We start from the raw sequence: 26,590 nt of genomic DNA, 5'->3' as shown, positions 1-26,590 counted from the left end.
GCTCAGCCGGCGGCCTGCCCGGCTTCCAGGCGCAGCAGGCGCGAGGCATCGAGCCCCGCGAGCGGCGCCAGCCGTTCGATGCGCGTGCGCAGCCCCGGATCACGCCGCTTGCCGTATTCCAGCGCCAGGTCCAGCACGACGTCGGCCGCGTCGTCGGGAGGCGTGTCCAGCAGCGCGGCCACCGCGGTAGCCGCCGCCGCCCTCGGTGACGGCAACAGCCGCACCAGGTCCGCCGACTCAAGGCGCGCGCCCAGCCCGAGGCGACGCACCGCCATCGCACCCACCACGTGCACATAGTCCTCGCAGTGATCCGCCAGCTTCTGCAATACGGCGGCGACGGCAACGTTGCCCGAAGGCCCGCGCGCGAGCAGCGCTGCCGCGGCTCCGTAGCAGGCTGCGGCCACCGCGAGGTCGCGGGCGCGGGCGGTGCCCGCCGTGTGGCCCCACGGCACGTCACGGCGACGCCGGTTCTCGCCGCGGGCAAACAGGCCAAGCATCAGCAGGCGGTGATCGGCGTTCGCACGGTACCAGTCGGCGCGGTCCTGTCGCCCCAGCCGCGGGTCGGGTCCCGGCACCAGCGGGTCCAGGCCGGGCGTCACCCTCGGGTCCAGGCGACCGGTCGCCAGTTCGTCCAGGCGCAGCGCCAGGTAGATGTTCACGTCCTCGTCGGGCCCGGCGCCGTTGGTGGGCAGCCAGCTGCCGCGCCTTGCCTCGAGCAGGTTCTCGACCAGGTGGAAACGCAGCCCGGCCGTCGTCACCACCGGCAGGGAGGGCCGCGCGGGGCGCGGCGTGCGGCCGGGACGTGCAGGGGGTGCGATGCGGGCTGACATGGGCGGCTCCTTCCGCAGGGGGTCTCCTGCGGGTCCCTGCACGTCGCGTGCCCGGGAGAGCCGTGTCGGGTTTTGTTTAACTTATTTATTTACAACGTTTTACATTGATTGTGGCCGGCAGGCAACCGGCCAATCCCCGCCGTCCCGGCCGTTTTCAGGCCGCCCCGCGCGCCGCAGGGTGAGCGTTGCCGGGCGCCCCATCCGCCAAAAATCGCTTTGGTCGCCTCCGCGCGGGCCGATGACACCGCTCGGACCCGGGTGTTCCACGCCCGCTTCACAGCTATTGCGCCGATTGGGAAAGGACCGCGGCATGACCAAGAAGAAGCGTTCCCGATTGAACGACCAGCCCATCGAGGGCTTTGCCGACCTCGAGGACGAGCTGCCCGTTGCCGCGCCGGCAGGCGCCCGTGCCGAAGAACCGGTGAGCGCGGTGCGCGCCGCGGCAGCCCCGTCGCCGCAGCCGGAACCGGTCGAGCCGCAACATCCGGCCGCACCGCGCCACGTGCAGCCGCGCCGGCAATCGACGCTTCCGCCCTGGGGCTCCATCTACACGGCGTCGGTCATCGTGGCCGGCGTCGGGCTCGGCGGCACGGCGCTGCTGGTCACCGGCGGTGCTGCTGATGCGGCCTGGAAACCGGCTGACCTCTTTGCCGTCCAGAACTACCTCGCGCCGGCTTCGCACCCGCTGAATCTCGTGGCCATGCTGGCCATCGTGGTCGGCGTGGTGGGAGCTCTCGGCGGACGCGCCCTCGCCAAGACGCTGAGTCGGCTGGAGGCCGAGCGCGCGGCCACCGACCGCGTCGTCGACAAGCTCACGGCCCTGCGCCTGGACAACGAAGGTCCCTGGGGTGACGCGATGCTGCGCGATCACCCTTCGGCGGGCGCGTTCGTGGCCGAGGTGCTGGGAGCGTGGCGCCTGCAGGGTGCACGCCTGCGCCGCGTGAACGGCGTCGAGGGCGAGTTGCATCGCCTGCAGAAGGCCCTTGCCGAGAACACGCGTGACGTACTGACCGGTCGCTTCGATTCGCCGGCCGTCGGTTCGCTGGCCGACGAGATGACCCGGTTCCTCGATGCGCGCAATGCCGATGCAAAGGAACTGGCGGAGCTGCGCCGGCGCAATCACGAGGAATCCGAGGCCATCATGGCGCTCGTCCAGGAGGCGCGTGCGTGGAACCGTTCCACGCTCGAGCAGATCGGGACGCAGGGCTCCGCGCTCGAGCGCATGGCCCGGCGCCTGGAGGATATCGGCGCCACCGTCGGCCAGGGCAGCACGCCGAACGCCGGACAGGCGGCGGCGCTGCTGGCGGAGATCAGGCGCGACCTCGATACGCAGGGTGCTTCGCGCGCCCCGCGCGTGGCCGGGCTCGACGACCTGGCGGCGCAGGGCAGCAAGCTGGCGTTCCAGATTTCCATGGAAGTGGCGCGACTGGGTCCGCGCGGTGAGCGGCTCCAGCCGATGAGCCAGTCGCTCGAGGAACTCACGACGTCGCTGCGCCAGGCGCTCGACGGCGCGGGTACGGCAGCGGCCCCGGCCAACGTCGGCGCCGTCCTCGGCAAGATCGATGCGTTGTCGCGTCAGTTGAGCAATGTCTCCGCCGCCGCGGTGACCCCCGAGGCGCTGGAGGAGATCGGCCGCTCGGGTCCGATCGTCGGCCGCGTCGCGGCGAACCTCGCCGATGTCGGCCGGCGCTTCCAGGCGCAGTCCGAGCGGCTCGTCAAGCTGGGTGAGTCGTTCAGCGAACTGACCGGCGCGCCGTTCGACGCCTCGCTGCCCACGGCCGGGCAGCCCGAGCCTGCGGCCGAGAACGGGCTGCGCGTGATCCCGCAGGATCCGTTCTGCCGTGACACCGGCGCGCGAACCGCCGTTGTCGATCCGTTCACTGTGGACACGCCGCTGGCCGCCCCGCCGGCGCGGCCGCTGCTCTCGACCGAACCGGTCATCACGGCTCCGCCCGCGTTCGTGCACGAGCCCGCATTCGAGCCCGAGCCCGCATTCGAGCCCGCGGCGGAGAACGAGGAGGACGGGTTCGTCATCGAGCGCGCGGCGCCTGTGAGCCGCATGCTGGACAATGCCGGCGGCGAGGTGACGCCCCTGGAGCTCGACTCCATCCTGCCCGAACGCCGCGTGGAGCCGGACGAGCCGGCGCCGCGTCCGGCGCCGGTCGAGGCCGAGCGGATCTACGATCTCGCGGAATTCGGTGCCGTGCGCCTGGATGAGGCGCAGGACGAGGATCGCGTCCACGAACTGGCCGAGTTCGGCGCGGTCAGGGTCGCCTGAGCGACCTGGCCACGGTGACAGGTTCGAAGGGGCGGGCGGGGCCGGCAGGGTCCCGCCCGCCCGCTTTGAGGGCCGCTCCGGGGATGCCTCCGGCCCCGGCCCCGTCCGGGGCGGCAGGATCCGCGCAGGGCGGATTGCAATGCCGGCGGCGTTCTTGATGTATCCTGCACAGGTCCGCTGTCCGCTCCATTGCCCTCGATTTCCTCCAAATCCCTTGTGATGGCTTCCAATCGCTGATTCTGGCCAGATGGTGGTGTTTGGCAATTGCGGCACGACCCTTGCATTTTTTGTCACATAGTACTGTGGCACAACCCACTCGGGTCACACAAGAGGAGAGCCCCCAATGTCCGACAACCACGACAACTCCAGGATCTACATCGGGGGGGAAGATCAGTTCGGTCAGGTCATGACTTCGGTCGAAGCTGCGGAATACCTCAAAATGCACGTCAAGACTGTCTGCAGATTGGCGAAAGAAGGGAAGATCCCGGCCCGCAAGGTGGGCAGCGAGTGGCGCTTCCTGCGGACGGTGCTGGACAGCTGGCTGGCCGAGGCGCTCGTCTGATCCGGCTGACCCGTCCCGTGGCTCGAGTCGCGAAGACGGCCGTAGCGCTCCCGACGATCGGGCAGGCTGCGCGGGGGCGACCTCGCGCAGCCGCGACTTACGCGAAGGTCTGACCGATGGCGATCCGCTACACACCACTGGAACTCGATGAGCCCCTTCTGTTCGGCATCGGGCTGAGCGGAACGGTCAGTCGCGCCGACAAGCAGAACCTGCTGGCGCTGGCCGACCGCTGCCTTGAGCGCGGGAAGCTCCACATCATCCTGGACATGACGGGATTGACCGCGATCGGGGGCGGCGGCGCCCGCGTGCTGGCGGACTTCCAGCTGAGCCTGACCTCGCGTGATGGTGAGGCCGTGTTCGTCGGTGCGGGCAAGACCGTGCGCCGGTTCCTGCGTCAGCGCTTCGATGACATGCCGCTGCGCTTCTTCCCTTCGGTCGAGGTGGCGCAGGCGCGCTTCACCGACGCGGACTACCTCTGGGATCCCGACGCTGAGGAACTCGCAGCCGACCTGGCTGCCGCCGATCATCGCGATGAAGATGCCCCCACGAGCACCGGCGGTGTCGGCGCGGTAGCTGCCTTCGAGGATGATGACCTGCCGAGTGAGGTCGAGACTGCAGCCGAGGTTCCGGCGCCGGCACCGAAGTCGCCGCGATCGGCGCGCCCGGAACGCCCGGCGCCCCGCGCCGCAGCCCCGGCCAAGGCGCGCGACGAAGGTCGCGACGCGGTCCAGGATGTGCTCGACGAATTCAACGGGCGCGAGGAGGATGATCCTGCCTCGGGCCCCGGTGGCCGGCGCAAGGACCACCACTACACGTCACTGGCCGAAGCGGCCGACGAGTTGGGTCGCTGGCGCCCGGGCGAGGGCGATGCCGACTTTGCCATCGCGCTGCGCAATCTCCTGTTCAGCCACGGCCTGGCCGAGGATGCGCTGCTGCTGACGCGCAGCGAGGACCTGCTCCAGGACGCGCGGAACCAGTGGGCGCTGCCGGCCGACGGTTCGCTGGCCACCCAGCTGCTCGAGGCTTCCGGTCCCCTGACGATGCTGGACCTGGCCGACGGCGACCTGCTGCCGGCCGAGACCGAACTGCTCGAGCACCTGACGCCGGACCTGTTGCTGCCCATCCGCGTCGGCGACCAACTGGTGGCCACGCTGCTTCTCGTGCGCGGCGACGGCGAGCGCGAGTATTCCGTAGCCGAGCACTTCGCCCTGGAACTCCTGATGCGCCTGCTCGCGGGCGCGCTGGCCGGGCCGGCCGCCGCGCCAGGCGCGGCCGCCACGTCGTCGCCGTCCGGGGCGGACGAACCGGCTCCGGCCATCATGGCCCCGGGCGTCTCCGAGTTCTCGCCGACGGGCCGCCTCTGGACCGCAGCCGACGCGGGCGATGATGCGCTGGCCGACGCGCTGATGCAGCTGGCCCTCAAGCTGCCCGAAGCCAACGATGCGCCGCACTTCTGGCGCCTGCTCGCGCGCCAGGTGTGGCCGGTCCTCCCGTTGCGATGCGTCGGCTTCCTCGCGCCGGGAGTCACCCGTCCCCAGGTCGTGGCCGGCAACGCTGAGGCGTGGGATCGCCTCGAAATGGGCGACGGCAAGCTTCAGCACTTCCTGCGCGCCATGGAACTTCCCGTGCGCGTGGCCAACCTCCCGAACTTCTTCCGGCAGACGCGCGAGTCGCTGCTCGACGCCGGTGTCGACTGGATCGTCGGGCTGAACTGGCAGGACGAGTTCCTGGGCAGCGCGCTGCTCGGCCTGGAGCCGTCGTTCACCCGGCAGGATCTGGCGACCCTGCTGACGGAACTCTTCGGCGAGGCCTCGCGCCTGCTGCACCGCCTCGACACCGAGCCGGCGGCCACGGATGTCGACCTGGAGATCGTGCGCCTGCTCGTCGAGCAGCACGAGAAGCGAAGCCAGGGCCCCTTCGCGATCACCGGCGCCATGGTCGGGCCCCTGCGCCGCCTGAGCCGCGCCATGGGCTTCACCGTGGAACAGGAGCGCGACCTCATCCAGGGCTGCCTGCTGCGTGACCTGGGCCTGGCCGCACGCGAGGACGCCCTGATGGGACCGCGTGCCGCCATGGACCCGACGCAATGGCCACGCTTCCGGCAGCACCCGACGGAGGGTGCATCGCTCCTGCGCGGGCTGCAGGCGCCGCAGACCGTGCTCGACGTCGTCGCCGCCCATCACGAGCGCTTCAACGGCAAGGGATTCCCGATGGGCCTGAAGGGCCGCCAGATCCCGCTGGCTGCGCGCATCGTGAAGGTTGTCGAGAGCTGGGTGGCCCTGCGTACCGGTGATGCCTCGCGAGCGCCTCTCGGCGCCGAGGAGGCGCTCGAACTCATGCTGGCCGACGCAGGAGAGCGCCTCGACCCCGATATCGTCGCCGTGTTCACCCGTTCGCTGCAGCCTGAGCTGCAGCGGGCCGGGGCCGGTGCGCCGCCCGGCGCGTGACCGGGGCGCGTCACGCGCGCGTGTCCCGCTGTCCTGATTCTCTCGGAACGCCGCGCCCTCCCTTCCGGAGGGCGCAGCACCTTCTGGTGGACCATGGATTCGGCGTGATCCGCGGACGCGCGATGTTTTGTCCCGTGTGGGACACCGGGACACTTTGCAAACGGGGCGTCGCCCGCCGCGATGCGCGAGCCTGGTGCGCAGGATGCGCCGTCGCAATCGGTTGGCTGTGCGAAGGGATAGCGCACGGATGCCCACCCTAAAGTGGCCGCATCCTTGCTTCACATTCGCTGCCGTGGGGACGGGCTGGGAGGACTGGACCCGCGGATGTCCTCGGCAGCCGGCGGTCGACCCTGGTCCACCGCCGGCTGCTGTGCTTTCCTCAGGCGGCAGGCAGGTCCGGCATCGGCCTTCCCACCGCAGCCGCCACCGGCCGCACCGCATCCATCATCCGCGCGAAGGCGCCGAAATCCAGGCTCTGCTGCCCGTCTGACACCGCCTTCGCCGGGTCGGGGTGCATCTCGACGATGATGCCGTCGGCGCCGGCGGCCGCCGCCGCGCGGCACATCGATTCCACATAGGCGCTGTGGCCCACGCCGTGGCTGGGATCGACGATCACCGGCAGGTGGCTCAACTGCTTGATCACCGGCACCGCCGACAGGTCCAGCGTGTTGCGCGTCGCGCGCTCGAAGGTGCGGATGCCGCGCTCGCAGAGCATCACCTGGTGGTTGCCGTTCGAGAGCAGGTACTCGGCCGCGAGCAGCAGTTCCTCGATGGTCGACATCAGTCCGCGCTTGAGCAGCACCGGCTTGCGCTCGCGCCCCACGGCCTCGAGCAACGCATAGTTCTGCATGTTGCGGGCGCCGATCTGCAGCACGTCGGCATAGCGGGCCACCAGGGGCACGGCGTCGGGCGAGACCACCTCGGTGATCACGGGCAGCCCCGTTTCCTCGCGCGCGGCGGCGAGGATCTTCAGCCCTTCCTCGCCCAGCCCCTGGAAACTGTACGGCGACGTGCGCGGCTTGAAGGCGCCGCCCCGCAGCGCACTGCCGCCGCAGGCGCGCACCTGCCGCGCGCAGGCCAGCAGCTGGCCGGTCGACTCCACGGCGCACGGGCCCGCCATCACCACGAAGTTGCGGCCGCCCACCTGAGCACCACCGAGGTTGATCACGGTCGGCTCGGCGCGGAAGTCGCGGCTGACCATCTTGAAGCTGCTCGACATGGTCGAGACCTGTTCCACGCCGGGCAGCGCCGACACGCCTTCCAGCTGTGAAGCGCCCGCTTCCATCACGCCGACCACGGTGCGGCTGTTCCCGTGCGACGGCCGCGGACGCAGGCCGCGCGCTTCCAGTTCACGGATGACGCCGCTCAGTTCCTGCAGCGTCGCGTTCTCCCTCATCACGATGATCATGTGCGTTCGCCTTTCGCGCGGCCAGCCGCGCCCGCGTTCATGGCGCGGTCCAGTTCACCGATGAATCCGGCGGCGGTCGCGCGCGCGATCTCCGCATTTCCGGCCGTCTCCAGACGCCGCAGCAGGGCGCTGCCGACGATGGCGCCGTCGGCGCAGGACGCCACGCGCGCGGCCTGCGCAGTCGTGCCGACGCCGAAACCCACATAGAGCGGCAACGCGCAGGCAGCGCGCACGCGTGCGACGTACGCTTCGAGGTCGTCGCCGGCGCCGGCGCCCGTGCCCGTCACGCCGGTGGTCGAGACGAGGTAGAGGAAACCGGAAGCCCGTTCGGCCTGGCGGCGCAGGCGATCGGCGTCGGTGGTGGGCGCCACGAGCGGCACCAGGTCGATGCCTGCTTCGGCCAGCGCGGCGCCCAGCAGAGCCGATTCCTCGAGCGGCAGGTCCGGCACGATGACCCCGGCCACGCCGGCCGCGGCGGCCGCGCGCGTGAATGCAGGAGCGCCCATCCGCAGCACCGGGTTCAGGTAGCCCATGAGCACGACCGCAAGTTCGAGCTCGCGGTGGGCCCACGCCGCCAGCTCAAGGGAGCCGGCCAGCGTCATGCCCTGGGCCAGCGCCCTTTGCGAAGCCGCCTGGATGACCGGCCCGTCGGCCACCGGATCGCTGAACGGCACGCCGATCTCCACCAGCCGGCAGCCGGCGTCCTTCGCGCCCCGCAGCGCGCCGCGGCAGGCGTCCGGGTCGGGAAATCCGGCCGTCACGAACGGCACCACCGGTCGCACGCCGTCGCGGCGCAGTTGCTCGACCACGTCACCGAGCCTGTTCATGGGCGCCTCCGTCGTTTCCGTGCATGTCCTTGTCGCCGCGGCCCGAGAGATTCACGACGACGACCAGCGGTCCGGCACCCTCGCCGCCCGGCCGCGTGGCGCGCAATCCCGCGCAGGCCTCGTCGTCGGCCAGCAGCCTGCGGCAGAACGCCAGCGCGTGGCTCGATTCCAGCGCGGGAATGATGCCCTCCAGGCGGCACAGGTCGCCGAACGCCACCAGCGCTTCCGCATCATCCACCTCTTGGTAGGTCACGCGGCCGCTGTCCTTGAGGAAGCTGTGCTCGGGCCCGACACCCGGGTAGTCCAGCCCCGCGGCGATCGAGTGGGCGGGCACGACCTGGCCGTCCCCGTCCTGGAGCAGGTAGCTGTACGAACCGTGCAGCACGCCCGGCAGTCCGCGGCAGAGGGCCGCCGAGTGGCCCTGCGGTCCGCCGCCGGCCTCGACGCCGAACAGCGCCACGGGATCGTCGATGAACCCGGCAAAGAGCCCGGCCGCATTGCTGCCGCCGCCCACGCAGGCGATGGCGAGGTCGGGCAGGCGCCCTTCCTTCTCCAGCACCTGGCGCCGGGCCTCGACACCGATCACGGCCTGGAAATCGCGCACCAGCGAGGGATAGGGATGGGGCCCCACGGTGGAGCCGATGATGTAGTGGCTGCCGGCGACATTCGTCACCCAGTCGCGGATGGCCTCGCTGGTGGCGTCCTTGAGCGTGCGCGCGCCCGACAGCACCGGCACCACTTCGGCGCCGAGCAGGCGCATGCGCTGCACGTTCGGCTCCTGGCGCTGCATGTCGACTTCGCCCATGTAGACGGTGCAGGACATGCCGGCCAGCGCCGCCACCGTCGCCGTGGCCACGCCGTGCTGGCCGGCGCCGGTCTCGGCGATGAGGCGCTGTTTGCCCATGCGCCTTGCCAGCAGCACCTGGCCCAGGCAGTTGTTGATCTTGTGGGCGCCGGTGTGGTTGAGGTCTTCGCGCTTGAGCCACACGCGCGCGTGGCCGCCGCAGTCGGCTTCGAACCGGCGCGCGCGGTAGAGCGGCGTCGGACGCCCGCTGTAGTCGGCCAGCAGCCCGGCGAGCTCGCCCAGGAAAGCCGGATCCCGGCGCGCTTCGAGCCACACGGCCTCCAGTTCGCGCAGGCAGGGCATGAGGGTCTCGGGCACGAACTGCCCGCCGTAGGGGCCGAACCGCCCCGGTCCGCCGGCGGCCAGCACGCCGCCGCCGCCGCCGGGGTGCGCCTGCATCGGGCTCGTCATCTTCCGGCCTCCTTCAGGAAAGCAGTGAGCAACGCGGCGTCCTTGCGACCGGGCGCACTCTCGACGCCGCGGCAGACGTCCACGCCGAAGGGGCGTGCCGCGGCAACGGCCCCGGCCACGTCGACCGGCCCGAGGCCGCCGGCCAGCAGCACGCGGCCGCCGGCCTGGGCCAGGCGGCCGGCCGCCGCCACGACGGCCGCACGCGAGGCGGCCGCGTCGGAGCCCTTCGGCGGGTCGACCAGGAAATAGGCGGCCGCGTCGTGGGTCCCCACCGTCGCGTCGTCGGCCTGTTCCGGCACCAGGGCACGGATCACCGGCACGCCGGCCGCGCGTGTCACTTCGGCGGCGAAGGCCGGCGACTCGTCGCCGTGCAGTTGCACCAGGTCGAGGTCGACTGCGGCAACGGTTGCCAGCAGCTCTTCCAGCCCGTGGTTGCGGAACACGCCCACCAGCCGGGCCAGCGGCAGCGCAGCGCGGATCGCACGTGCCTGGTCGATGTCGACGCGACGCGGGCTCTCGGCGAAGACCAGGCCCAGCAGGTCGGCGCCGGCCGCGGCGGCCAGGCGGGCATCCCCGGGAGTGGTCAGTCCGCAGACCTTGACGAGCGGCACGTCGCCCGCGCGGCGACCGCCGAGCACGGCCACGGTGTCGCCAGGGTCCGGACTCTGCAGCAGCGCGTGCCCGATCAGGAACGCATCCGCCCCGGCGCACGCCAGCCGTTCCACATCCGCTGCGGTGTAGAGGCCGCTCTCGGCCACGCGGACGACGTGGGAGGGCAGTCGCGGCAACAGGCGCTCGCCGCGGCCCAGATCGGTGCGCAGGGCGGCCAGGTCGCGATTGTTGACGCCGACCAGGTCGGCGCCCGCAGCCAGCGCCAGGTCGACGTCGCGCTCGTCGTGGCACTCGACCAGGACCTGCAGGCCCAGGCCCCGCGCGTGCGCCAGCAGCGACGCCAGTGTGGGCGCCTCGAGCCAGCGGGCGATCAGCAGCACGCAGTCGGCGCCCGCGGCCCAGGCCGCGTCGATCTGCACCGGATCCAGCACGAAATCCTTGGCGATGACGGGCAGGCCGGCCGAACGCGCCGCGTCCAGGTCTTCAAGGCCGGTGCCGAAATGCGTGCGATCGGTCACCAGCGACAGGGCTGCAGCACCGCCGCGCAGGTACGAACGGGCCACGCGATCGACGGGCGTCGTCAGCGCGAATCCCGGATGGCTGGGGGCGCGCCCCTTGATCTCGGCAATGATCCGCCGGCCGCCGCGCAGCGCGCTGCGGAAGTCGCGAACGGGCCGGTCCTGGGGTCGCACCGCAGGAACGGTGGTGAACGAGGCGCGATAGCGCGCGGCCTCGGCCAGCTTGAGCGGCCGGATGTCGTCCAGGAAGCTCATGCCGCCTCCCGTGGCACGCCGCCGGTCGCGCGCGCCAGCTGGTGCAACACGCGCAGGGCGGCGCCGCTGCGGAGTGCCGCGCGCGCCAGCGCCACGCCGGCGCGGAAGTCGGGAGCACGTCCGGCCAGCACGGCCACGAAGCCCGCGTTCAGCGCCACGGCGTCGGCGGCCGGCCCGGGGCGGCCCGAGAGTACGGCCGTGATGATCGCCGCGTTCTCGGCGGCCGTGCCGCCGGCCAGGTCGGCCGGCTCGCACCGGTCGATGCCGGCGTCGGCCGGGTCGAACGTGAACGTGCGCACCGCGCCGCGTCGCAGTTCCGCCACCAGCGTGGGCCCCAGGGGCGAAACCTCGTCCAGTCCGCCGGCACCGTGCACGACGAAGGCGCGCCGCGAGCCGAGCGCGCCCAGCACGCGCGCCATGCTCTCGCAGAGCGCGGGATCGAACACGCCCAGCAGCTGCAACTCGGCGCCCGCAGGATTGGTCAGCGGTCCGAGCACGTTGAACACCGTGCGCACGCCCAGTTCGCGGCGCACGGGACCGGCGTGGCGCATGGCCGGGTGCATGAGCGGCGCAAAGAGGAAGGCCAGTCCCAGCTCGTCCAGCAGTTCGCCGGCACGGACCGGGCCCACCTCGAGGTTCACGCCGAGCGCCTCCAGCACGTCGGCGCTGCCGCTGCGCGACGACACGGCCCGATTCCCGTGCTTGGCCACGGGAATCCCCATGCCGGCGGCCGCCAGCGCCGTGGCCGTGGAGATGTTGAAGGTGCCCGCGCCGTCGCCGCCGGTGCCGCAGGTGTCCACGAGTCCCTGGCGACGGCAGCTGATCGCCACGGCGCCGTGCCGCATGGCCTCGGCGAAGCCCGTGATCTCGTCCACGGTCTCGCCCCGCGCACGCAGCGCCACAAGCAGTCCGCCCAGGCGCGTCGGCGGCACCTGGCCGGCCATCACGGCGGCCATCAGGTCGCGGGCCCGTTCGCGACCAAGGTCGCGGCCGGCGATGACCAGCTCCAGCGCCTCGCGCGACGGGTCCGGGATCGGTTCAGGCAGGTTGCCCATGGCGGCCTCCGGCGGCGCGCACGGCGCCCAGGAAATTGGCCAGCAGCAGCCGGCCTTCGAGGGTCAGGATCGACTCGGGATGGAACTGCACGCCCTCGACAAGGTGCTGGGTGTGGCGCACGCCCATGATCTCGCCGTCGGACGTATAGCTGGTGACGCGCAACGAAGCCGGCAGGTCGCCCTCGGCCGCAATCAGAGAGTGGTAACGCGTGGCCTCGAACGGGTTCGAGAGCCCGGCATAGATGCCGGCGCCGTCGTGGTAGATGCGGCTCGTCTTGCCGTGCACCGGCCGCGCGGCGCGGATCACGCTGCCGCCCGCAGCCTCGACGATGCACTGGTGGCCCAGGCAGACGCCGAGGATGGGCACGCGACCGGTGAAGGCGCTGATCATCGCCAGGCTCACGCCGGCGTCGCGCGGCCCGCCGGGCCCCGGCGAGACGACCAGCGCCGCCGGCGCCAGGGCCAGCGCCTGTTCGACGGTGATCGCGTCGTTGCGCTCGACGCGCACCTCGGCGCCCTGGCTGCCGAACGCCTGCACAAGGTTCCACGTGAACGAATCGTAGTTGTCGATGAGCAGGATCATGGTCAGCGTCCCTCCCCGGCCAGCCGCACGGCGCGCGCCAGTGCGCTCATCTTGTCGAGGGTCTCCTCGTGTTCCCGCGCGGGATCCGAATCGACGACGATGCCGGCGCCGGCCTGCACGCTGAATTGCTCGCCCCGGCACAGGAGCGTGCGGATGGCGATGCACATGTCCATGTCGCCGGACTGCCCGAAATAGCCGACCGCCCCGGCATAGTGCCCGCGCCGTCGGCCCTCCAGTTCGCTGATGATCTGCATGGCGCGGATCTTCGGCGCTCCCGAGACCGTGCCGGCGGGGAACGTCGAGCGCAGCGCATCGAACATGTCCAGGCCCGGCAGCATCTCGCCCGACACCCGGGACACGAGGTGCATGACGTGGCTGTACCGTTCGATCGCCATGAAGTCGTCCACTTGCACGGAGCCCAGGCGGCAGACGCGGCCGAGGTCGTTGCGTCCCAGGTCCACCAGCATCACGTGCTCGGCGCGTTCCTTTTCATCGGCCAGGAGGTCTGCCGCCAGCGCATTGTCGGCGGCGGCCGTGTCACCGCGCGGACGTGTGCCCGCGATGGGATTGACCTGCAGCCGGCCCTCGTGCAGGCGCACCAGCATCTCCGGCGACGAGCCGATGAGCTGGTGATCGCCGAAGTCGAGGTAGAACAGGTAGGGGCTGGGATTGAGGATGCGCAGCGCCCGGTAGACCGCGAACGGCGGTACCGTCGCGGTGCCTACCAGGCGCTGGCTGAGCACGATCTGGAACGCGTCGCCGGCCAGGATGTGCTCCTGGGCGCGACGCACGCGGTCCATGAATTCCTCACGTGACACCTCGGCGCGCAGGTCGCCGGCATGGGCGGGAAATTCATCCCGCGCCGGCACGGTGGGCCCCTGTCGCAGCGCCGAGGCCGGCAGCGGGGCTGCCAGCAGCTCGAGGAGCTGCCGGATGCGCGCCCCGGCCCGCTCGCGGTCCGCCGCCTGCGGCCCTTCCGGCACCGACAGGATCTCCAGCTCGCTGCGCGCGTGGTCGAACACGACCATCGTGCGCGGCACCACGAAATGGAATCCGGGCAACTCGTCGCCGCCGCCGTCCGGCAGCGGAATGCCGTCGAAGTACCGCACCAGGTCGTAGCCGAGGTAGCCCACGGCGCCGCCCAGCGGTGGCGGCAACGGCCGGTCCGGCGACGGCGCCAGCGGCGCGCGCGCCAGCTCGCTGCGCACCGCGGCCAGCGGGTCGGCCGGATCGATCGCGGTGGTCATCACCGTGGCGCGGCCCTCCTGGTGCCGCGTGACCACGACCGTGTCGTCGCGCTGCGTCAGCTCCACGCCGGGATCCAGCCCGATGAACGAGTAGCGTCCCATCTGCAGCCCGCGCTCGACGCTCTCGAGCAGGAACACGGCGCCGCGCCCTTCCAGCTTCAGGAACACGGAGACCGGGGTCTCGAGGTCGGCGGGAATCACCGCGCGCACCGGCTCCAGCGGCGCCGGGGCTTCCGGCGTTGCGAGCGGTGGGCGGCGGTTCGGCTCGGTCATGGCAGCTCCTGCAAGGCTGTGCGCCGGTGGCGGCGCGGGCGACGAGTGGTCCTGGAAACGAATGCAAAGCCAGATAACGAAAAACCCGACATCCGGGGGATGACGGGCTCGGGTTCAGCTCGGGTTCGCGGTCAGGTCAGTTCAGGGAACCTCCGCGCGCACCAGTGCCGGCCTCCGGGCCCGTCGCCCGCCAATGCCACCAACGCCACGTGCCGGCGCTGCCGCTCTGGGCGCCCCTGGCACGGGAGAAGTGGTTGGTGCGGACGAACATCGGGATCCCCGGTCCGTTGAGGCCGAATCTCAATACCGGATTGATGATACCCCGGATCGGCCGTCCTGTCAATGGCCGTGCCGCCCGGCGCACGAAATCGGCTAAGGACGTTTCCGATTCATCCGATAGGGGTTGCACTCGGGTTCGCCCAACCGGGAACCCACGGCCGGCGCAAGCCCGGAAGGTCGACGAAAGTCCAGGTGGCATTGTGACCACGAATACCGAAGCCCGAACCGATGCATCGTCGCCGACGGCAGCCGCCCCGGTTTCCCTGGAGGGCTCGCGCGAGATCGCTGCCATGCTCATTGAATCGGGGGTGCTCGCACCCGCCGATCTCGACTACGCACTGAGGGTGCACACCAAGCTGGCGAATCCGCGGCCCCTCGTCTCGGACTGCAGGACCTCGGCCTGGTGACTCGGAGATCCTGCGAGACCCTGACGCAACCGCCGTTGCGCCTGGGAACCCTCCTGCTCGAACTCGGGTGATCAGCGAACCTGACCTGCAGGCCGCCATCGCGCTGCAGAAGGACTCGCGCGGGCGCAAGCTCGGCGAGGTGCTCGTCGAGAACCACTTCCTGACCGAAGACGAGCTGTTGAAGGTGCTGTCGGCACAGCTCGGCTTCCCGTACCTCGACATGGACCGGATTCCCCGTCGACCGGGGCTGCTGGCACCGTTCAAGTCGGGCTGGTTCATGCGCAACCAGGCCTTGCCGTTCCGCGGTCCCGACGGGGCGCTGATGCTGGCCGTGGCCGACCCGCTGGTTAGCGAGCCGCCCAACGAAGCCACCCGTATCCTCGGCCAGTCGGTGGTGCCCTGCCTGGCCCGCCACGTGCTGGAGCAGGCCGTGCGCGCCATGGCGCCGGTGCCGGATTCCGTGGCCAGGCTCGAGAACGAAGGCGTGCAGGTCCAGGCTGTCCAGCGGATCATTGCCGAGGCCATCGAGCAGAAGGCCAGCGACATCCACATCGAACCGATGAGCGACCGCCTCCGCATCCGCTTCCGGCAGGACGGCGTGCTCGTGCAACATGGGACCGCCGCTGGAATCGCGCGGCGCTCACCAGCCGCACAAGGTGCTGGCCGGTGCGAGATTGCCGAGCGCCGTAGGCACCGGACGGTCGCATGGTGTTCGAGCACGAGGGCGCGAACCTTGACCTGCGCGTCTCGTTCTATTCGACCATCCACGGCGAGAAGATCGTGCTGCGACTTCTCAACAACCGCAGCAAGCTTCTGGACATCAATGACATCGGCATGGCGCCGCGGATGATCCAGCGCTTTCGCGACGATGTGCTCGATGTGCCAAGCGGCGTCGTCCTCGTCACCGGGCCCACCGGTTCGGGCAAGACCACGACCCTTTACGGTGCCATCAACTATCTCAACAGCATCAATACCAGCATCATCACGGCCGAGGATCCCGTCGAGTACGTCATCAACGGCATCAACCAGTGCTCGATCAATCCCAAGATCAGCATCACCTACGAGGAGACCTTGCGCCACATCGTGCGCCAGGATCCCGATGTCATCGTCATCGGCGAGATCCGTGACCGCTTCTCGGCCGACACGGCGATCCAGGCGGCGCTCACTGACACAAGGTGCTGACGACGTTCCACACCGAGGATTCCATCGGCGGCCCTGCGCCTGTTGCAGGACATCGAGGCGTTCCTGATCTCGTCCACGGTGGTCAGCGTCCTGGCCCAGGGGCTGTTGCGGCGTGCCGCGCTGCCGGCGGACCACGCTGACGCCGACGAGGTGCGGCGGCTCGGCTACCAGCCCAAGGATGTCACCTGCATGACTTCGCGCGCGGCACCGGCTGCCCGATCGCCGCTACCTGGGCTACCGCGGGCGCATCGCCGCTCGAACTGCTGATCCTCAACGAGCCGGTCAAGGATGCGCTCATCCAGCGGCGCACCAGCTACGAGATCCGTCGCATCAGCGTCGAGAGCACCGGCCTCGTGTCGCTCCTGGAAGACGGCATCTACAAGGCGAGCGAGGGACAGACCTCGTTCGAGGAGATCATCCGCACGCTGCCCCGGCTGGCGAAGCCGCGGCCGCTGCAGGAACTGCACCGGTAGGTGCCGATGAGCGGGGACGTTCGCTGCTTGCCATGATCGAGGAACGCATCGCCGCCGGCGACTACCGCCCGCCCGCGCGGAGCAGCGTTGCCGCGGAGCTCCACACGCCACCCGCAGACCTGACTTCCGAGACGACCAGGGTCATCGGACTGGCGGGCCGCCTCACCGGCGAGATCCTGAGGTGGCCAACAGCGCCTTACACGGCCTGTCGAAGGTTGCCACGGTGAGAGGCCGTCTGCCCCGGGCGGCCCGGGTCTTCCGGCTCGCGATGCAGACGTGGAGAAGGAACAGTACCATGCCTGCGCGCCGGTGCTGAACCGCTTCATGGAGCCGCTCTGGCAGCACGGGAGGGCGCACGGTTCGCCTGGCTGGCGCGGAAGCTCGGCTACCGGGACCTGGAGACGGCATTCGTCGCCGGACCCCCGCACGGTGAAGCTGCTGCTCGTCATGGCACGACGATGTCTTCTCGGCAGAAAGATCGACGGCGGCCTGACCGACCAGGATACGCGAGATCCTGGCGGCCCACGTCCCGTGCGGATTCGAATTGGCCTGAGCCGGGGACTTCCTGAGGAATACGGCCGCATCATCCGCGACCACCGTCGGGACACCTGAGCCAGGGCGGCACGCCCACAACCCGGTCGCGCTTTCCGGCCGGCCTGCCGACGCCTCGGCCCTGACGACAGGAGCCGTCGCTGGGCTCGCAGACCGACGAGGCGGCAACGCTCGGCGCCGGCGAAGCGTCCCGCGCAGCTGTCGTGGCCCCGGAGACGCGGGAATGCGTGATCCCGAGGGGCTGCCTGCTGACCGGGCAGGCCTCGCGATGCCTGATTCAGACTGCGGGAGAGGGACCCCGGTCCCTTCACCCGGCTTCCGGCCTACTGACGAGCGCCTAGCGACTGCTTGACGCCGTCGGCCGAGAGCCTCACCAGGTAGACGCCGCTGGCGCGGGCTGTCCCGCATCGTCCAGGCCGTCCAGACCACCGAACTGCGCCCCGGCCGGGGCGGGTGTAGTCCGCCAGGGTGCGCACCGCGGCCCGACAGGTCGTACACACGCACCAGGCCCGGCCGGCGCGTGCCAGCTCGAAGCGGACCGTGGCGGCCGGGTTGAACGGGTTCGGCTGCACGCCCAGAGCTGCGTCATCGCCGGCAGGTCGCCGGTGCCGCTGTAGGGTCGGTGCGCACGCCCTCGGATCAGGAACCAGTCGAAGCGGAAGCCGTCGTGGTTGAGCGACGTGTCCGAGCGCAGCACGAACTGGAAGCGCATCGCTCTGGCCCAACCAGGCGCCAGGCTCACGGTCTCGGTCACCAGGCGGCCTGCGCGCCTTCGTACCAGGTGCCGGTCGCGCTGCACGCCCTGCCCGCTGGCCGTCTGGGTGCGCGTGGCGGCCACCGGTGTCCAGGCGCCGCCGCCCACCGACACCTGCAGCTGCACGCCGTCCCAGTTCGCCTCGAGGTTCCACTTGGCGCGGTAGGTCAGGTTGCCCGACAACAGGTCCGAGAGTGTAGACGGTCGGCGGGTTCACCGTGGCCGCGTTGACGGTCACGATCTGGTCTTCCGCCGCGTACCCGCTAAAGGTATAGGCCAGCCGGTAGTCGCCGTACTCGAGGTTGTTCACGGTGAAGACGCCGGCCGCATTGGCCGTCACGCTCGCCGCGAGCGAGTTCAGCGGGTGGGTGAAGACCGCACCTGCGCGGCCAGCGGCGCGCCGCCCACGGCCAGCACCTGGCCGCTCAGGTCGCCGTTGGCGGTCGGCTGCATCTGGACGCTGAGCACCGTCGGCGTGCCCCAGGTCACGGCCACATTGCTGACCGTCTGCGTGATGTAGCCAGCCGCGCTGAACGTCAGCTGATAGGTGCCCGTGTTGAGCAGCTTGTAGTAGTCGCCGTACGTCGGGTCGGTGCGGACGGTCTTGGTGTTGCCGGTCACGGTGACGGTTGCGTTCACCGGGTCGCCCGTCTCGGCCGAGGTGACCACGCCGTTGACGCCGTACCGGGCGGACTTGACGTAGTGCATCATGCTCGCGGTTCTCGTTCCAGAACGTCGCCAGGGTGCTGGCGGCAGGCCACTTCGTGTTGGAGACCTCGATGGTCGTATCGATGCACCCGTCTGGTCGTAGCTCCAGTCCTGCAGGGTGCCGAGCGCCACGTACCAGGCGGCACCGTTCGTGATCCCCTGGGGGAAATCACCGTTGTACATGGGCAGGTTGTAGGTCGAGTACTCGAGGCTCAGCTTGCGCAGGGCGGCATCATCTGGAGTCAGCGTATAGGTCCAATCCCACAGGTAGTTCATCAGCAGTGCGCCGCCGTGGTAGTTGGCGCTGATCACGAAATGATGCGAGTTGGCGTAGGCCATGAAGGAGAGGTTCTCGCTCTCGGTCACGGGGTCCTCGCCGGCAGGCAGCGGAAAATTGCGGTTGAGGTCGGCGCCGTTCGCATTGTAGCGCTGCGTGAGATAGGTGCCGTCGGGGTTGTGGTCGGGCATGAGGTGGATCTCGTAATTGTCCACGAGATTCGTCACGTCCTCGCGGCCGGCGACGCCGTAGTTGGTCAGCAGGTAGTTGGCGAAATCGAGCGTCAGGACCATGCCCGTCACCTCGTCGCCGTGCATGGTTGAGCTCAGCCGGATCTCGGGCTCGGCCTTCGAGTTGTTCGCGTCGTCGCTGATGACCAGGCCCCACAGGGCGCGGCCCTGGATGCTGGTTCCCCACTGGAACGTGCGCGCGCGGGTGGGGTGGGCGGCGGCGAGGTCGGCCAGGATCTGGCCGATCTCGGCGTGCGTCGGGTAGACCGTCAACGGGAACGTGAAGACCTTCTCGGCGGCGGGCTGGGCTTCACGCGCCGCCCATGTCTTTTCGGCGGCTTCGCGGCCCTCGCGGTCGAGGTCGCGAACGGCGACCGGCGCCCAGCCGGCGGCCAGCAGGTCGGCGTGCTCGCGGTCGGTGACGCGCACTTCGAGCGCCACCTTCTCGACCTTGCGGTCAGGGCCTTCGTAGGACAGTGCGACATCCTCGCGCGAGAAGCGGCTCAGCGGCACGGCGCGAAGCAGCGCGTCGAGCTCGTCGCGGTCACGCAGCTCGATGCGCACGGGATGGTCGGTCCAGACCGCCGGCTGCCATTGAGGCAGGGCGCGGGCGGCGGCGAGAGCCTCAGGGGTGATCGGCCCGGTCGCGGCTGCCAGGCTCGCCGAAGCGGCCAGTGCGGCAAGGAGCAGCAGCACACAGGTCCTAACAAGTGACAACAGGGGGCGACGGTTGCGATTCATCGCGCAAAACTCCCAGGTGGAGGTGGCCCGGGCGGCAGGGCCGTGGCGGGCGCGCCGGACAAAAAGACGCAGATGACCAAGCTCATCATAATGCACCCCGCTCACGGATCTGTCACAAAATGAGTTATCTGCTTCAAATTTAGATGGTCACAGGCCGGACACGAGCGTTCCGAACTGGCGCATCGGCCACGGTCGGGCGACCATGACAGATGAATTCGATCCTCATTGTCGCCCCGGGCGGCCGCAACCGAAAGGCCCCGCATGTTCATCGCCATGAACCGCTTCCGCATCGCCCCCGGATTCGAGGACTCCTTCGTGCAGATGTGGCGTGAGCGCGATTCCGCCTGCAGGACGTCCCCGGCTTCCGCCAGTTCTAACCTGCTGCGCGGCGAATCGCGCCCCGAGGCGACGATCTTCATCTCGCATCCGACCTGGGAGTCGCGCCAGGCGTTCCTCGATTGACCGAGTCCGACGCCTTCAAGCAGGCGCACGCGAAGGCCCGCGCCCCGGAAGGCACCTACCTGGGTCCGCCGCAGTTCGAGGGCTACGAAGTGGCGCTCTAGCGCCCGGCGCTCTTGCCGGAGTTCGCGAGTAGCGGCGTGACCGGGTCCAAAGGCCGGTCGACGCCGTCGCACCACTGGCGCAGCAGCATCTCGCACAGCAACAGGGTGCCGACCGCGGGCCAGACCTCGCGGCCGGTGCGCAGGTCACGCAGCAGGAGGCGCAGCCCTTCGCGGTTCCACAGCCCGCGGTCAAGCGAGCGCTCGTCCAGCAGGATGCCGTCGACGAACCGGCGCACCCCGGGCCAGCGCCGGTACCATTGCCCGAAGTAGGGGAACGAGCCGCGATCCGGGGGATTCAGCAACCCGCCCGTCAGCCGGCAGGCGAGGAAGTTGAGCCGCTTGCGCCGCCAGATGCGGCCGATGGCCTCGTCGTAGTAGTGGGGGATGCCCAGTCGCACGGGAATGAGCACGCCGTCCTTGAGACGCGGTACGGCGTCGAACCCCGGCATGCAGTCGAGTCCCCAGCGGATCTGCAGGGCCCGGTCGGCCATGCCGTGCGGGTCGAGCGTGCCGGCGAAGTCCAGCAGTTCGCCATCCAGGAACGGCGAGACCACGTCGGTCCACGGCGTCACCTGGCTGACCAGGTTCGGTACGCGGAAGCCGACGGTGACGGTTTGGAAGGTGAAGGCGACCGTCTCCGCGAACGTGCCGTCCTTCCAGATGCGGCGCTCCTGGTCGTCGAGCACGCGGGCGCGGGCCTGTTCCAGGCTGCCGGCCAGGGCGGGGGACAGCACCTGACGCGCACGCCCCGCAGGCCACCACACCATGTCGCGCACGGCGGCACGGCAGGCGTGAAGCCGCTCGGCTGGCGTCGCGTCGACCAGCGACAGACGTTCCTCGTAGCCACCGATGATGCCCTCGCCGATCAGCCCGTGCAGCTGGGGCCCGGCCGGTAGCCTGCCGGCGAAAGCCGGCCCCAGGTAGTGCATGTGGTCGGCCCCGGTGCGCCCTTCGGTGAACCACGCCGCCTGCCGGAACCAGTCCGGCAGCGTGGCACCGTCCACCAGCAGGCTCGTGTCGGGGATGCCCAGCCCTTCGGCAACCCTTGCGGCAGTGTGCGCTTCCAGCGACCGGCGCTCTCCGACCGTGAAGCCCTGCATCGCGAAGCCCACGCGCTTGGCCGCGCCGGCTAACCAGCCGGGAGTCGGGCCCGCCGCTCAGGGCGATGGAGAAGCGCTCCGCGCCGGTCCCCGGCAGCTGGGTGTGGCGGCGCAGGCCACGGGCGACGAGTTCATCCAACTCGCGCACCACATCGTCGGTGACCGCCCGTGAGCGAATCGGGGTGGGCACCGGCAGCGGGCGCGTCCGGACGCCGTCAGTGCCGGCCTCCAGGACATGGTGCGCGTGCAGACGGTACACGCCGGCCAGCAGGGTCGCCTCGCGCGGGGTGTAGGCGAAGTTCAGCAGGTCAGCCAGGACGTCCACATCGGGGCGATCGCGCCCGGGCTCGGCCAGGAAGCGCAGGGCCGAAGCGATGGTGACGACACCGCCGTCAAGTCGCCAGTAGAGCGGGTGCGCGCCAAACCGGTCACTGACGACCGTCAGTTTACCGGTGGCCTCATCGGCGTGGCCCAGGCCGAACACGCCGTGCCAGGACGGCGTCGCCCGACGCACACCCTCGGGCACCCCGGTCGCCAGTTGCGCCGGGGTCGCCAACGAGGCATCGCCCGTGCGCCAGCAGGTACCGGCGACGGCGGCCACCGCGGTGCCGTCGCGGGCCACGCCACCGCTCGCGAAATGCCCGTGGTGGACCGATGCCATGGCGACGACGGAGTTGCTCCCGAACTCCAGGCGGTCGGTCGGCAGTCGCCCGGCCAGGGCGTTCACGCGCGCCTCGAACGCGCCGCGCCGCGCCGGTTCCAGCCCGCGCGGATCGAAAACGACGAAGATCCCGCTCACCTGACCTCCTTCCCGCCGCCCCGGATTGCCGAGGGCGACGGCCCATGATACGCCCGTCCCGATTTCGGGACCACCATTCAGCGCAGGCCGCCCATTGCGCCGCAACACCGCCTCTGCGATCATCGCCGCAGCGCACCGGCCGTCCCGCGCGGCGGTCCGCTCACCCCGGCCCCCCGGCAGGCGACCCCAGCCCACGCAGGAGAATCATGTCCAGCACCTTCGGCCGCCTGTTCCGCGTCACGACCTTCGGCGAATCGCACGGCCCCGGCGTCGGTGCGGTCATCGACGGCTGCCCGCCCGGGCTGGCCCTGGCTGGCGACGTGATCCAGCGGGAGCTCGACCGCCGCGCCCGGCCAGGGTGCCTGACCACCGCCCGGCAGGAGGCCGACCGGGTCGAGATCCTTTCCGGCGTGGAGGGTGGGCTCACCCTCGGCACGCCGATCGCCCTGCTGGTGCGCAACCTCGACCAGCGGCCCGGCGACTACGCGGACCTGGCGGCCGCCCCCCGCCCTTCGCATGCCGACCTCACCGTCGAGCGCAAGTACGGCCTGCGCCCGTCCTCGGGCGGCGGTCGCGCCAGCGCGCGCGAGACCGTCGGTCGCGTTGCCGCCGGCGCCTGTGGCCGCCCATTGGCTGCAGGCGACCCACGGGGTGGAAGTGGTGGCGTGGGTGGAACAGGTGGCCGGCCAGGGCCCGGCACAGGTCGACGCGGCCGCGCTGACGACGCGAGTCCCAGGTGGATGCCCATCCCACCCGTTGCCCCGATCCGGCCCTCGCCTCGCTGGAACAGGCGATCATCGCCGCCCGGGCCGACGGGACTCGGTCGGCGGCGTCATCGCCGGTGTCTGCCGCGGGTGCCGGCGGGCTGGGGCGAACCGGTCTTCGACAAGCTCAGGCGATGCTGGCGCATGCCTTCCTGTCGCTGCCGGCCACCAAGGGCTTCGAGATCGGTTCCGCTTCGCCGGCGCGGACCTGCGCGGCTCGCAGCACAACGACGCCTTCGTGGCCCGCGAGGCGGTCTCGCACCGCCACCAACCGCAGCGGCGGCGTGCAGGGCGGCATCAGCAACGGCGAGCCCGTCACGTTCCGGGTCGCTTTCAAGCCGCCGGCGACGATCGCGCGCCCAGCGCACCGCCGGCTACGACGGCGAACCGCTCGACCTGGGTGGTCGTGGACGTCACGACCCCTGCGTGCTGCCGCGGGCCGTGCCCATCGTCGAGGCGATGGCGGCACTCGTCCTGGCGGATCTCGCGCTCATCCAGCGTTCAGGGGGATAGTGGCGGGCGAGCGGGCCCGGCTGCGGGCTCCAGTTGCGGGAATCGGGGGCAGTGCGGTTCACGCGGGCCGACTCGGCCGCGGCCTCGGCCTCGGCGGCGCGGTCGCTCGCCCGGCGATTGCGAACGCGCGGGCCGGTCTGGCGGCGGTAGACGCGCTCCAGTTCGTGCATGAGATCGTCCATCGACAACCCGCGGCGGATATGCCCGCCGAAGACGAGGCTGATCGCGCGTCTCCTCGGGAAACCACCAGCACGATCGCGTCGGACTGCTCACTGATGCCGATCGCCGCGAGGTGCCGCGTTCCCAGAACGTAGCCCAGTTCCTCGCGCTCGGTGATGGGCAGGATCACTGCCGCCGCCGCGATCTTGCTGCCGCTGATGATGACGGCGCCGTCGTGCAGCGGGCCGGGTACCGTGAAGATCGCCTCGATCGTGGCAGCCGTGATCTCGGCGTCCAGGGGCACGCCCTTCTGGATCCAGTCGCTCAGGCGCACCTCACGCTCGATCACGATGATGGCGCCCAACCCGCGCTTCGACAGTCGCGCGACCGCCTTCAGCAACTCCTGCTCGGCCGGGATCTCACGTACCCGACCGAACAGGCCGCGTCCGAGCCCCAGCGTGGCCAGCGCCGCCCGCAATTCCGGCTGGAAGATGATGATGAACGCCACCACCCACACCGTCTCCAGCGTGCCGATGATGCGCCCGACCACCATCATGCCCAGCAATTGCGCCGGGAACGACAGCACCAGCAGCAGTCCCAGTCCCACGAACATCTGGATCACCGCGTGTCCTGATGAACACGATCAGGCGGTAGAGCAGGTAGGCCCGGCATGAGGATATCGAGGACGTCGATGAAGATGCTGCCGGAGACTTTTCCCACATGTCGACAACCCAGCACCGGTCCGCGGCGCACTCAACGGTGAATCTGGCCGGCGCGCGCGAACCTCGCGCTGCCGAACACTCAATCGCGGCCGATCGCGGCCAGCACGTCCAGGAACTGCCTCGATGCGGCCACGTCGTGCACCCGCACCACGGCGGCGCCCGCGTGCCACGCCGCCGCCAGCGCCGCCAGGCTGCCAGGCAACCGGTCGGCCGTCGGGGCTCCGCCTCACGGCGCCGATGAAGCTCTTGCGCGAGGCACTCACCAGCAGGACGCGTCCCCGGGCCAGTTTCCGCCGCGCGGCAACAGGGCCAGGTTGTGCCCGGGGTCTTGCCGAAGCCGATGCCCGGGTCCACGGCGATGCGCTCCGGCGCCACGCCGGCCGCTTCGGCCGCCGCCACGCGCGCCGCGAGCCAGTCTGCCACCTCCGGCACCACGTCGCGATACGACGGATCGGCCTGCATCGTCGCGGGCGTGCCGCGCATGCGCGGGAGCACCAGTCCGCACCCGGCATTGGCGACGAGCGGCAGCATGCCCGCGTCGAAGCAGCCGGCGCTGATGTCGTTGATGGCGTCGGCGCCGGCCAGCGCCGCGGCGGCCGTGCCCGCGCGCACCGTGTCGACGGTCAACGGCAGGTCGGTCTGCCGCCTCAGCAGACGGAGCACGGGCAGCAGGCGTGCCCTCTCGGCCTCTTCACCGATCGGCTCGGCGCCGGGCCGCGACGACTCGGCGCCCAGGTCGAGCAGGTCGGCGCCCTCGGCGATCAGGCGCAGGGCCAGGTCCATCGCCGCCTCGGGCCCGTCGCCGCGTGAACCGGCCCAGAAGCTGTCCGGCGTCAGGTTGACGATGCCCATCAGGGAGCGGGCGCGTCGTGGCCTGCAGTCGTACGCGCCCCAGGTCCCAGGCCGGAAGGCGGAAGGGACCTGCCGGTCCCCCTTCCTTCCGATTGCCGCTGCCGTCCACGCTCAGCCGGGTGGTCGGCGCCCGGCGTCTCGCCGCCGCCGTCGCCGTCCCGCCGCCGCCGCTGTCGTTGTCGCCGGCCGCAGCCGTCGACGTCACTGTGCCGCCACGGTCGCGCCGTCCACCGGTGGTCGACGTTCAGCACGTGCTCGGGCAGGGTCTGGCCCTTCATGAGCAGCTTGAACTCCTCGGCGTCGATGGACTCGCGTTCGAGCAAGGCGTCCTTCAACGTCTCGACTTTCTCGCGATTGGCATCGAGGATCGTGCGCCCCGCTCGAACTGCTCGTCGACGATACGCTTGATCTCGGCATCGATCTCCTGCAGCGTCTTCTCGCTGAACACGTGCGTACGCCCGAAGTCGCGGCCAAAGGAACACCTGCTCGGAGCCCTCCTCGTAGGCGATGGGGCCCATCTTGCGGCTCATGCCCAGGCGCGTGACCATCGTGCGTGCATAGTTCGTCACGGCCTTGATGTCGCCGTAGGCGCCCGAGCCGATCTTGCCCAGGAACATGTCCTCGGCCCGGCCGCCCAGGGCCACGCAGATCTGGTCGAGGTACTCTGCTCGGTGACGGTATACTGGTCCTCCACCGGGAGCATCGCCGTCAGGCCCAGTGCCTGCCCGCGCGGGATGATGGTCACCTTGTGCACCGGGTCGGAATCGGCGCACGCCCAGGCCACCACCGCGTGCCCGGCCTCGTGGTAGGCGACCTCGCGCTTGACCGCGTCGGTGAAGACCCGGCTGCGGCGCTCGGGCCCCAGCCGGGCGCAGCGCCGGATCCAGCACGTCGGGCCGGTTCGTGGCCGCGAGCAGGATCACGCCCTCGTTCGTCTCGAAGCCGTCCATCTCGACCAGCAGCTGGTTCAGCGTCTGTTCGCGCTCGTCGTGACCGCCGCCCATCCCGGCCCTGCGATGCCGGCCTGACGGCGTCGATCTCGTCGATGAAGATGATGCAGGGCGCGTTCTTCTTGCCCTGCTCGAACATGTCCCGCACGCGGCTGGCGCCCACGCCGACAAACATCTCCACGCAGTCCGAGCCGCTGATGCTGAAGAACGGCACGCCGGCCTCGCCGGCCACGGCGCTGGCCGAGGAGCGTCTTGCCTGTGCCCGGCGAGCCGACCAGCAGCGCGCCCTTCGGGATACGCCCGCCCAGGCGCTGGAACTCTCTGCGGCGCGCAGGAAGTCGATGATCTCCTGCAGTTCGTACTTCGCCTCGTCGCAGCCCGCCACGTCCTCGAACGTGATCTCCGGCTTGTCCAT

21 protein-coding genes and 5 pseudogenes are annotated in these 26,590 nt (G+C 70.6%); 11 read left to right on the top strand and 15 right to left on the bottom strand.

Going from position 1 to position 26,590, the window contains the following annotated elements; genetic code table 11:
• Positions 1–2: 2 nt before the first annotated feature.
• Entirely contained in the window at positions 3–830 is an 828-nt protein-coding gene (locus IPG61_17670) for a hypothetical protein (GenBank protein ID MBK6735862.1), read from the bottom strand.
• A 310-nt stretch (positions 831–1,140) separates the two neighbouring features.
• Between IPG61_17670 and IPG61_17665 the strand changes: the two genes are divergently transcribed.
• The 3 genes from IPG61_17665 (at position 1,141) to IPG61_17655 (ending at position 6,117) form a co-directional block, all read left to right on the top strand.
• On the top strand, positions 1,141–3,108 hold the full coding sequence (locus tag IPG61_17665) for a hypothetical protein (protein ID MBK6735861.1): 1,968 nt from the start codon (positions 1,141–1,143) through the stop codon (positions 3,106–3,108).
• Between the two features lie 343 nt (positions 3,109–3,451).
• Positions 3,452–3,670: a helix-turn-helix domain-containing protein gene (locus tag IPG61_17660; protein MBK6735860.1), complete on the top strand. Its 219-nt coding sequence runs from the start codon at positions 3,452–3,454 to the stop codon at positions 3,668–3,670.
• Between the two features lie 116 nt (positions 3,671–3,786).
• Complete coding sequence (locus IPG61_17655) at positions 3,787–6,117, top strand: HD domain-containing protein (GenBank protein ID MBK6735859.1); 2,331 nt, start codon at positions 3,787–3,789, stop codon at positions 6,115–6,117.
• A 379-nt stretch (positions 6,118–6,496) separates the two neighbouring features.
• Here IPG61_17655 and aroF read toward each other — a convergent pair whose 3' ends face one another.
• The 7 genes from aroF to trpE are packed head-to-tail and all read right to left on the bottom strand — an operon-like array spanning position 6,497 to position 14,150.
• Positions 6,497–7,525 (bottom strand): 3-deoxy-7-phosphoheptulonate synthase, encoded by a 1,029-nt coding sequence (aroF, locus tag IPG61_17650; protein MBK6735858.1) that lies wholly within the window; start codon positions 7,523–7,525, stop codon positions 6,497–6,499.
• Complete coding sequence (locus IPG61_17645; protein MBK6735857.1) at positions 7,522–8,352, bottom strand: tryptophan synthase subunit alpha; 831 nt, start codon at positions 8,350–8,352, stop codon at positions 7,522–7,524. Before IPG61_17645 ends, aroF begins: the two co-directional genes overlap by 4 nt.
• Entirely contained in the window at positions 8,336–9,607 is a 1,272-nt protein-coding gene (gene trpB, locus IPG61_17640; GenBank protein MBK6735856.1) for a tryptophan synthase subunit beta, read from the bottom strand. Before trpB ends, IPG61_17645 begins: the two co-directional genes overlap by 17 nt.
• A complete protein-coding gene (locus tag IPG61_17635; protein ID MBK6735855.1) occupies positions 9,604–10,992 on the bottom strand; it encodes a hypothetical protein in 1,389 nt (462 codons plus the stop codon). The genes trpB and IPG61_17635 overlap by 4 nt, the downstream gene beginning before the upstream one ends.
• Entirely contained in the window at positions 10,989–12,047 is a 1,059-nt protein-coding gene (gene trpD / locus IPG61_17630; protein MBK6735854.1) for an anthranilate phosphoribosyltransferase, read from the bottom strand. Before trpD ends, IPG61_17635 begins: the two co-directional genes overlap by 4 nt.
• Complete coding sequence (locus IPG61_17625; GenBank protein ID MBK6735853.1) at positions 12,031–12,630, bottom strand: aminodeoxychorismate/anthranilate synthase component II; 600 nt, start codon at positions 12,628–12,630, stop codon at positions 12,031–12,033. The genes trpD and IPG61_17625 overlap by 17 nt, the downstream gene beginning before the upstream one ends.
• A gap of 2 nt (positions 12,631–12,632) precedes the next feature.
• Positions 12,633–14,150: an anthranilate synthase component I gene (gene trpE / locus IPG61_17620; protein ID MBK6735852.1), complete on the bottom strand. Its 1,518-nt coding sequence runs from the start codon at positions 14,148–14,150 to the stop codon at positions 12,633–12,635.
• Positions 14,151–14,629: 479 nt separating this feature from the next.
• On the opposite strand from trpE, the gene IPG61_17615 reads away from it, so the two are divergent.
• From IPG61_17615 to IPG61_17595, 5 genes are all read left to right on the top strand, one after another.
• Positions 14,630–14,836 carry a hypothetical protein gene (locus IPG61_17615; GenBank protein ID MBK6735851.1) on the top strand — a complete coding sequence of 69 codons (207 nt, stop codon included), beginning with the start codon at positions 14,630–14,632 and terminating at the stop codon, positions 14,834–14,836.
• A gap of 67 nt (positions 14,837–14,903) precedes the next feature.
• Positions 14,904–15,686 (top strand): hypothetical protein, encoded by a 783-nt coding sequence (locus IPG61_17610; GenBank protein MBK6735850.1) that lies wholly within the window; start codon positions 14,904–14,906, stop codon positions 15,684–15,686.
• The gene (gene tadA, locus IPG61_17605; protein ID MBK6735849.1) at positions 15,617–16,018 is read left to right on the top strand and encodes a Flp pilus assembly complex ATPase component TadA; all 402 of its coding nucleotides are present in this window, start codon (positions 15,617–15,619) and stop codon (positions 16,016–16,018) included. The genes IPG61_17610 and tadA overlap by 70 nt, the downstream gene beginning before the upstream one ends.
• 42 nt (positions 16,019–16,060) lie before the next feature.
• Positions 16,061–16,285, top strand: coding sequence for a hypothetical protein (locus IPG61_17600; GenBank protein MBK6735848.1), 225 nt, complete (start codon positions 16,061–16,063; stop codon positions 16,283–16,285).
• 482 nt (positions 16,286–16,767) lie between these two features.
• Positions 16,768–17,103 carry a hypothetical protein gene (locus IPG61_17595; protein MBK6735847.1) on the top strand — a complete coding sequence of 112 codons (336 nt, stop codon included), beginning with the start codon at positions 16,768–16,770 and terminating at the stop codon, positions 17,101–17,103.
• A gap of 310 nt (positions 17,104–17,413) precedes the next feature.
• On the opposite strand, the gene IPG61_17590 is transcribed toward IPG61_17595, so the two are convergent.
• Positions 17,414–17,980 carry a hypothetical protein gene (locus tag IPG61_17590; GenBank protein ID MBK6735846.1) on the bottom strand — a complete coding sequence of 189 codons (567 nt, stop codon included), beginning with the start codon at positions 17,978–17,980 and terminating at the stop codon, positions 17,414–17,416.
• 174 nt (positions 17,981–18,154) lie between these two features.
• Positions 18,155–19,753 carry a carboxypeptidase regulatory-like domain-containing protein gene (locus IPG61_17585; GenBank protein MBK6735845.1) on the bottom strand — a complete coding sequence of 533 codons (1,599 nt, stop codon included), beginning with the start codon at positions 19,751–19,753 and terminating at the stop codon, positions 18,155–18,157.
• Positions 19,754–20,014: 261 nt separating this feature from the next.
• Here IPG61_17585 and IPG61_17580 point away from each other — a divergent pair.
• Positions 20,015–20,316, top strand: a pseudogene (locus IPG61_17580) (antibiotic biosynthesis monooxygenase).
• Here IPG61_17580 and IPG61_17575 read toward each other — a convergent pair.
• Entirely contained in the window at positions 20,313–21,428 is a 1,116-nt protein-coding gene (locus tag IPG61_17575) for a hypothetical protein (protein ID MBK6735844.1), read from the bottom strand. The pseudogene IPG61_17580 and the gene IPG61_17575 sit on opposite strands and share 4 nt — an antisense overlap.
• Before the next feature lie 4 nt (positions 21,429–21,432).
• Between IPG61_17575 and IPG61_17570 the strand changes: the two genes are divergently transcribed.
• Positions 21,433–21,588 carry a hypothetical protein gene (locus IPG61_17570; GenBank protein ID MBK6735843.1) on the top strand — a complete coding sequence of 52 codons (156 nt, stop codon included), beginning with the start codon at positions 21,433–21,435 and terminating at the stop codon, positions 21,586–21,588.
• Positions 21,589–21,768: 180 nt separating this feature from the next.
• On the opposite strand, the pseudogene IPG61_17565 reads toward IPG61_17570, so the two are convergent.
• Positions 21,769–22,077, bottom strand: a pseudogene (locus IPG61_17565) (hypothetical protein).
• 344 nt (positions 22,078–22,421) lie between these two features.
• Here IPG61_17565 and aroC point away from each other — a divergent pair.
• Positions 22,422–23,492, top strand: a pseudogene (aroC, locus tag IPG61_17560) (chorismate synthase).
• Positions 23,493–23,550: 58 nt separating this feature from the next.
• Here the strand turns inward: aroC and IPG61_17555 are convergent.
• The 3 genes and pseudogenes from IPG61_17555 to IPG61_17545 form a co-directional block, all read right to left on the bottom strand.
• On the bottom strand, positions 23,551–24,273 hold the full coding sequence (locus tag IPG61_17555) for a DNA integrity scanning protein DisA nucleotide-binding domain protein (protein MBK6735842.1): 723 nt from the start codon (positions 24,271–24,273) through the stop codon (positions 23,551–23,553).
• A gap of 179 nt (positions 24,274–24,452) precedes the next feature.
• Positions 24,453–25,225: pseudogene (gene folP, locus IPG61_17550) on the bottom strand (dihydropteroate synthase).
• Positions 25,225–26,590: pseudogene (locus IPG61_17545) on the bottom strand (AAA family ATPase). The pseudogenes folP and IPG61_17545 overlap by 1 nt, the downstream one beginning before the upstream one ends.

This window comes from bacterium, assembly GCA_016703265.1.
In the GTDB taxonomy this organism is placed as follows: Bacteria; Krumholzibacteriota; Krumholzibacteriia; order LZORAL124-64-63; family LZORAL124-64-63; genus CAINDZ01.
The sequence above is the reverse complement of the archived record's forward strand: the minus strand, read 5'-3'. Positions and strand labels throughout refer to the sequence as shown.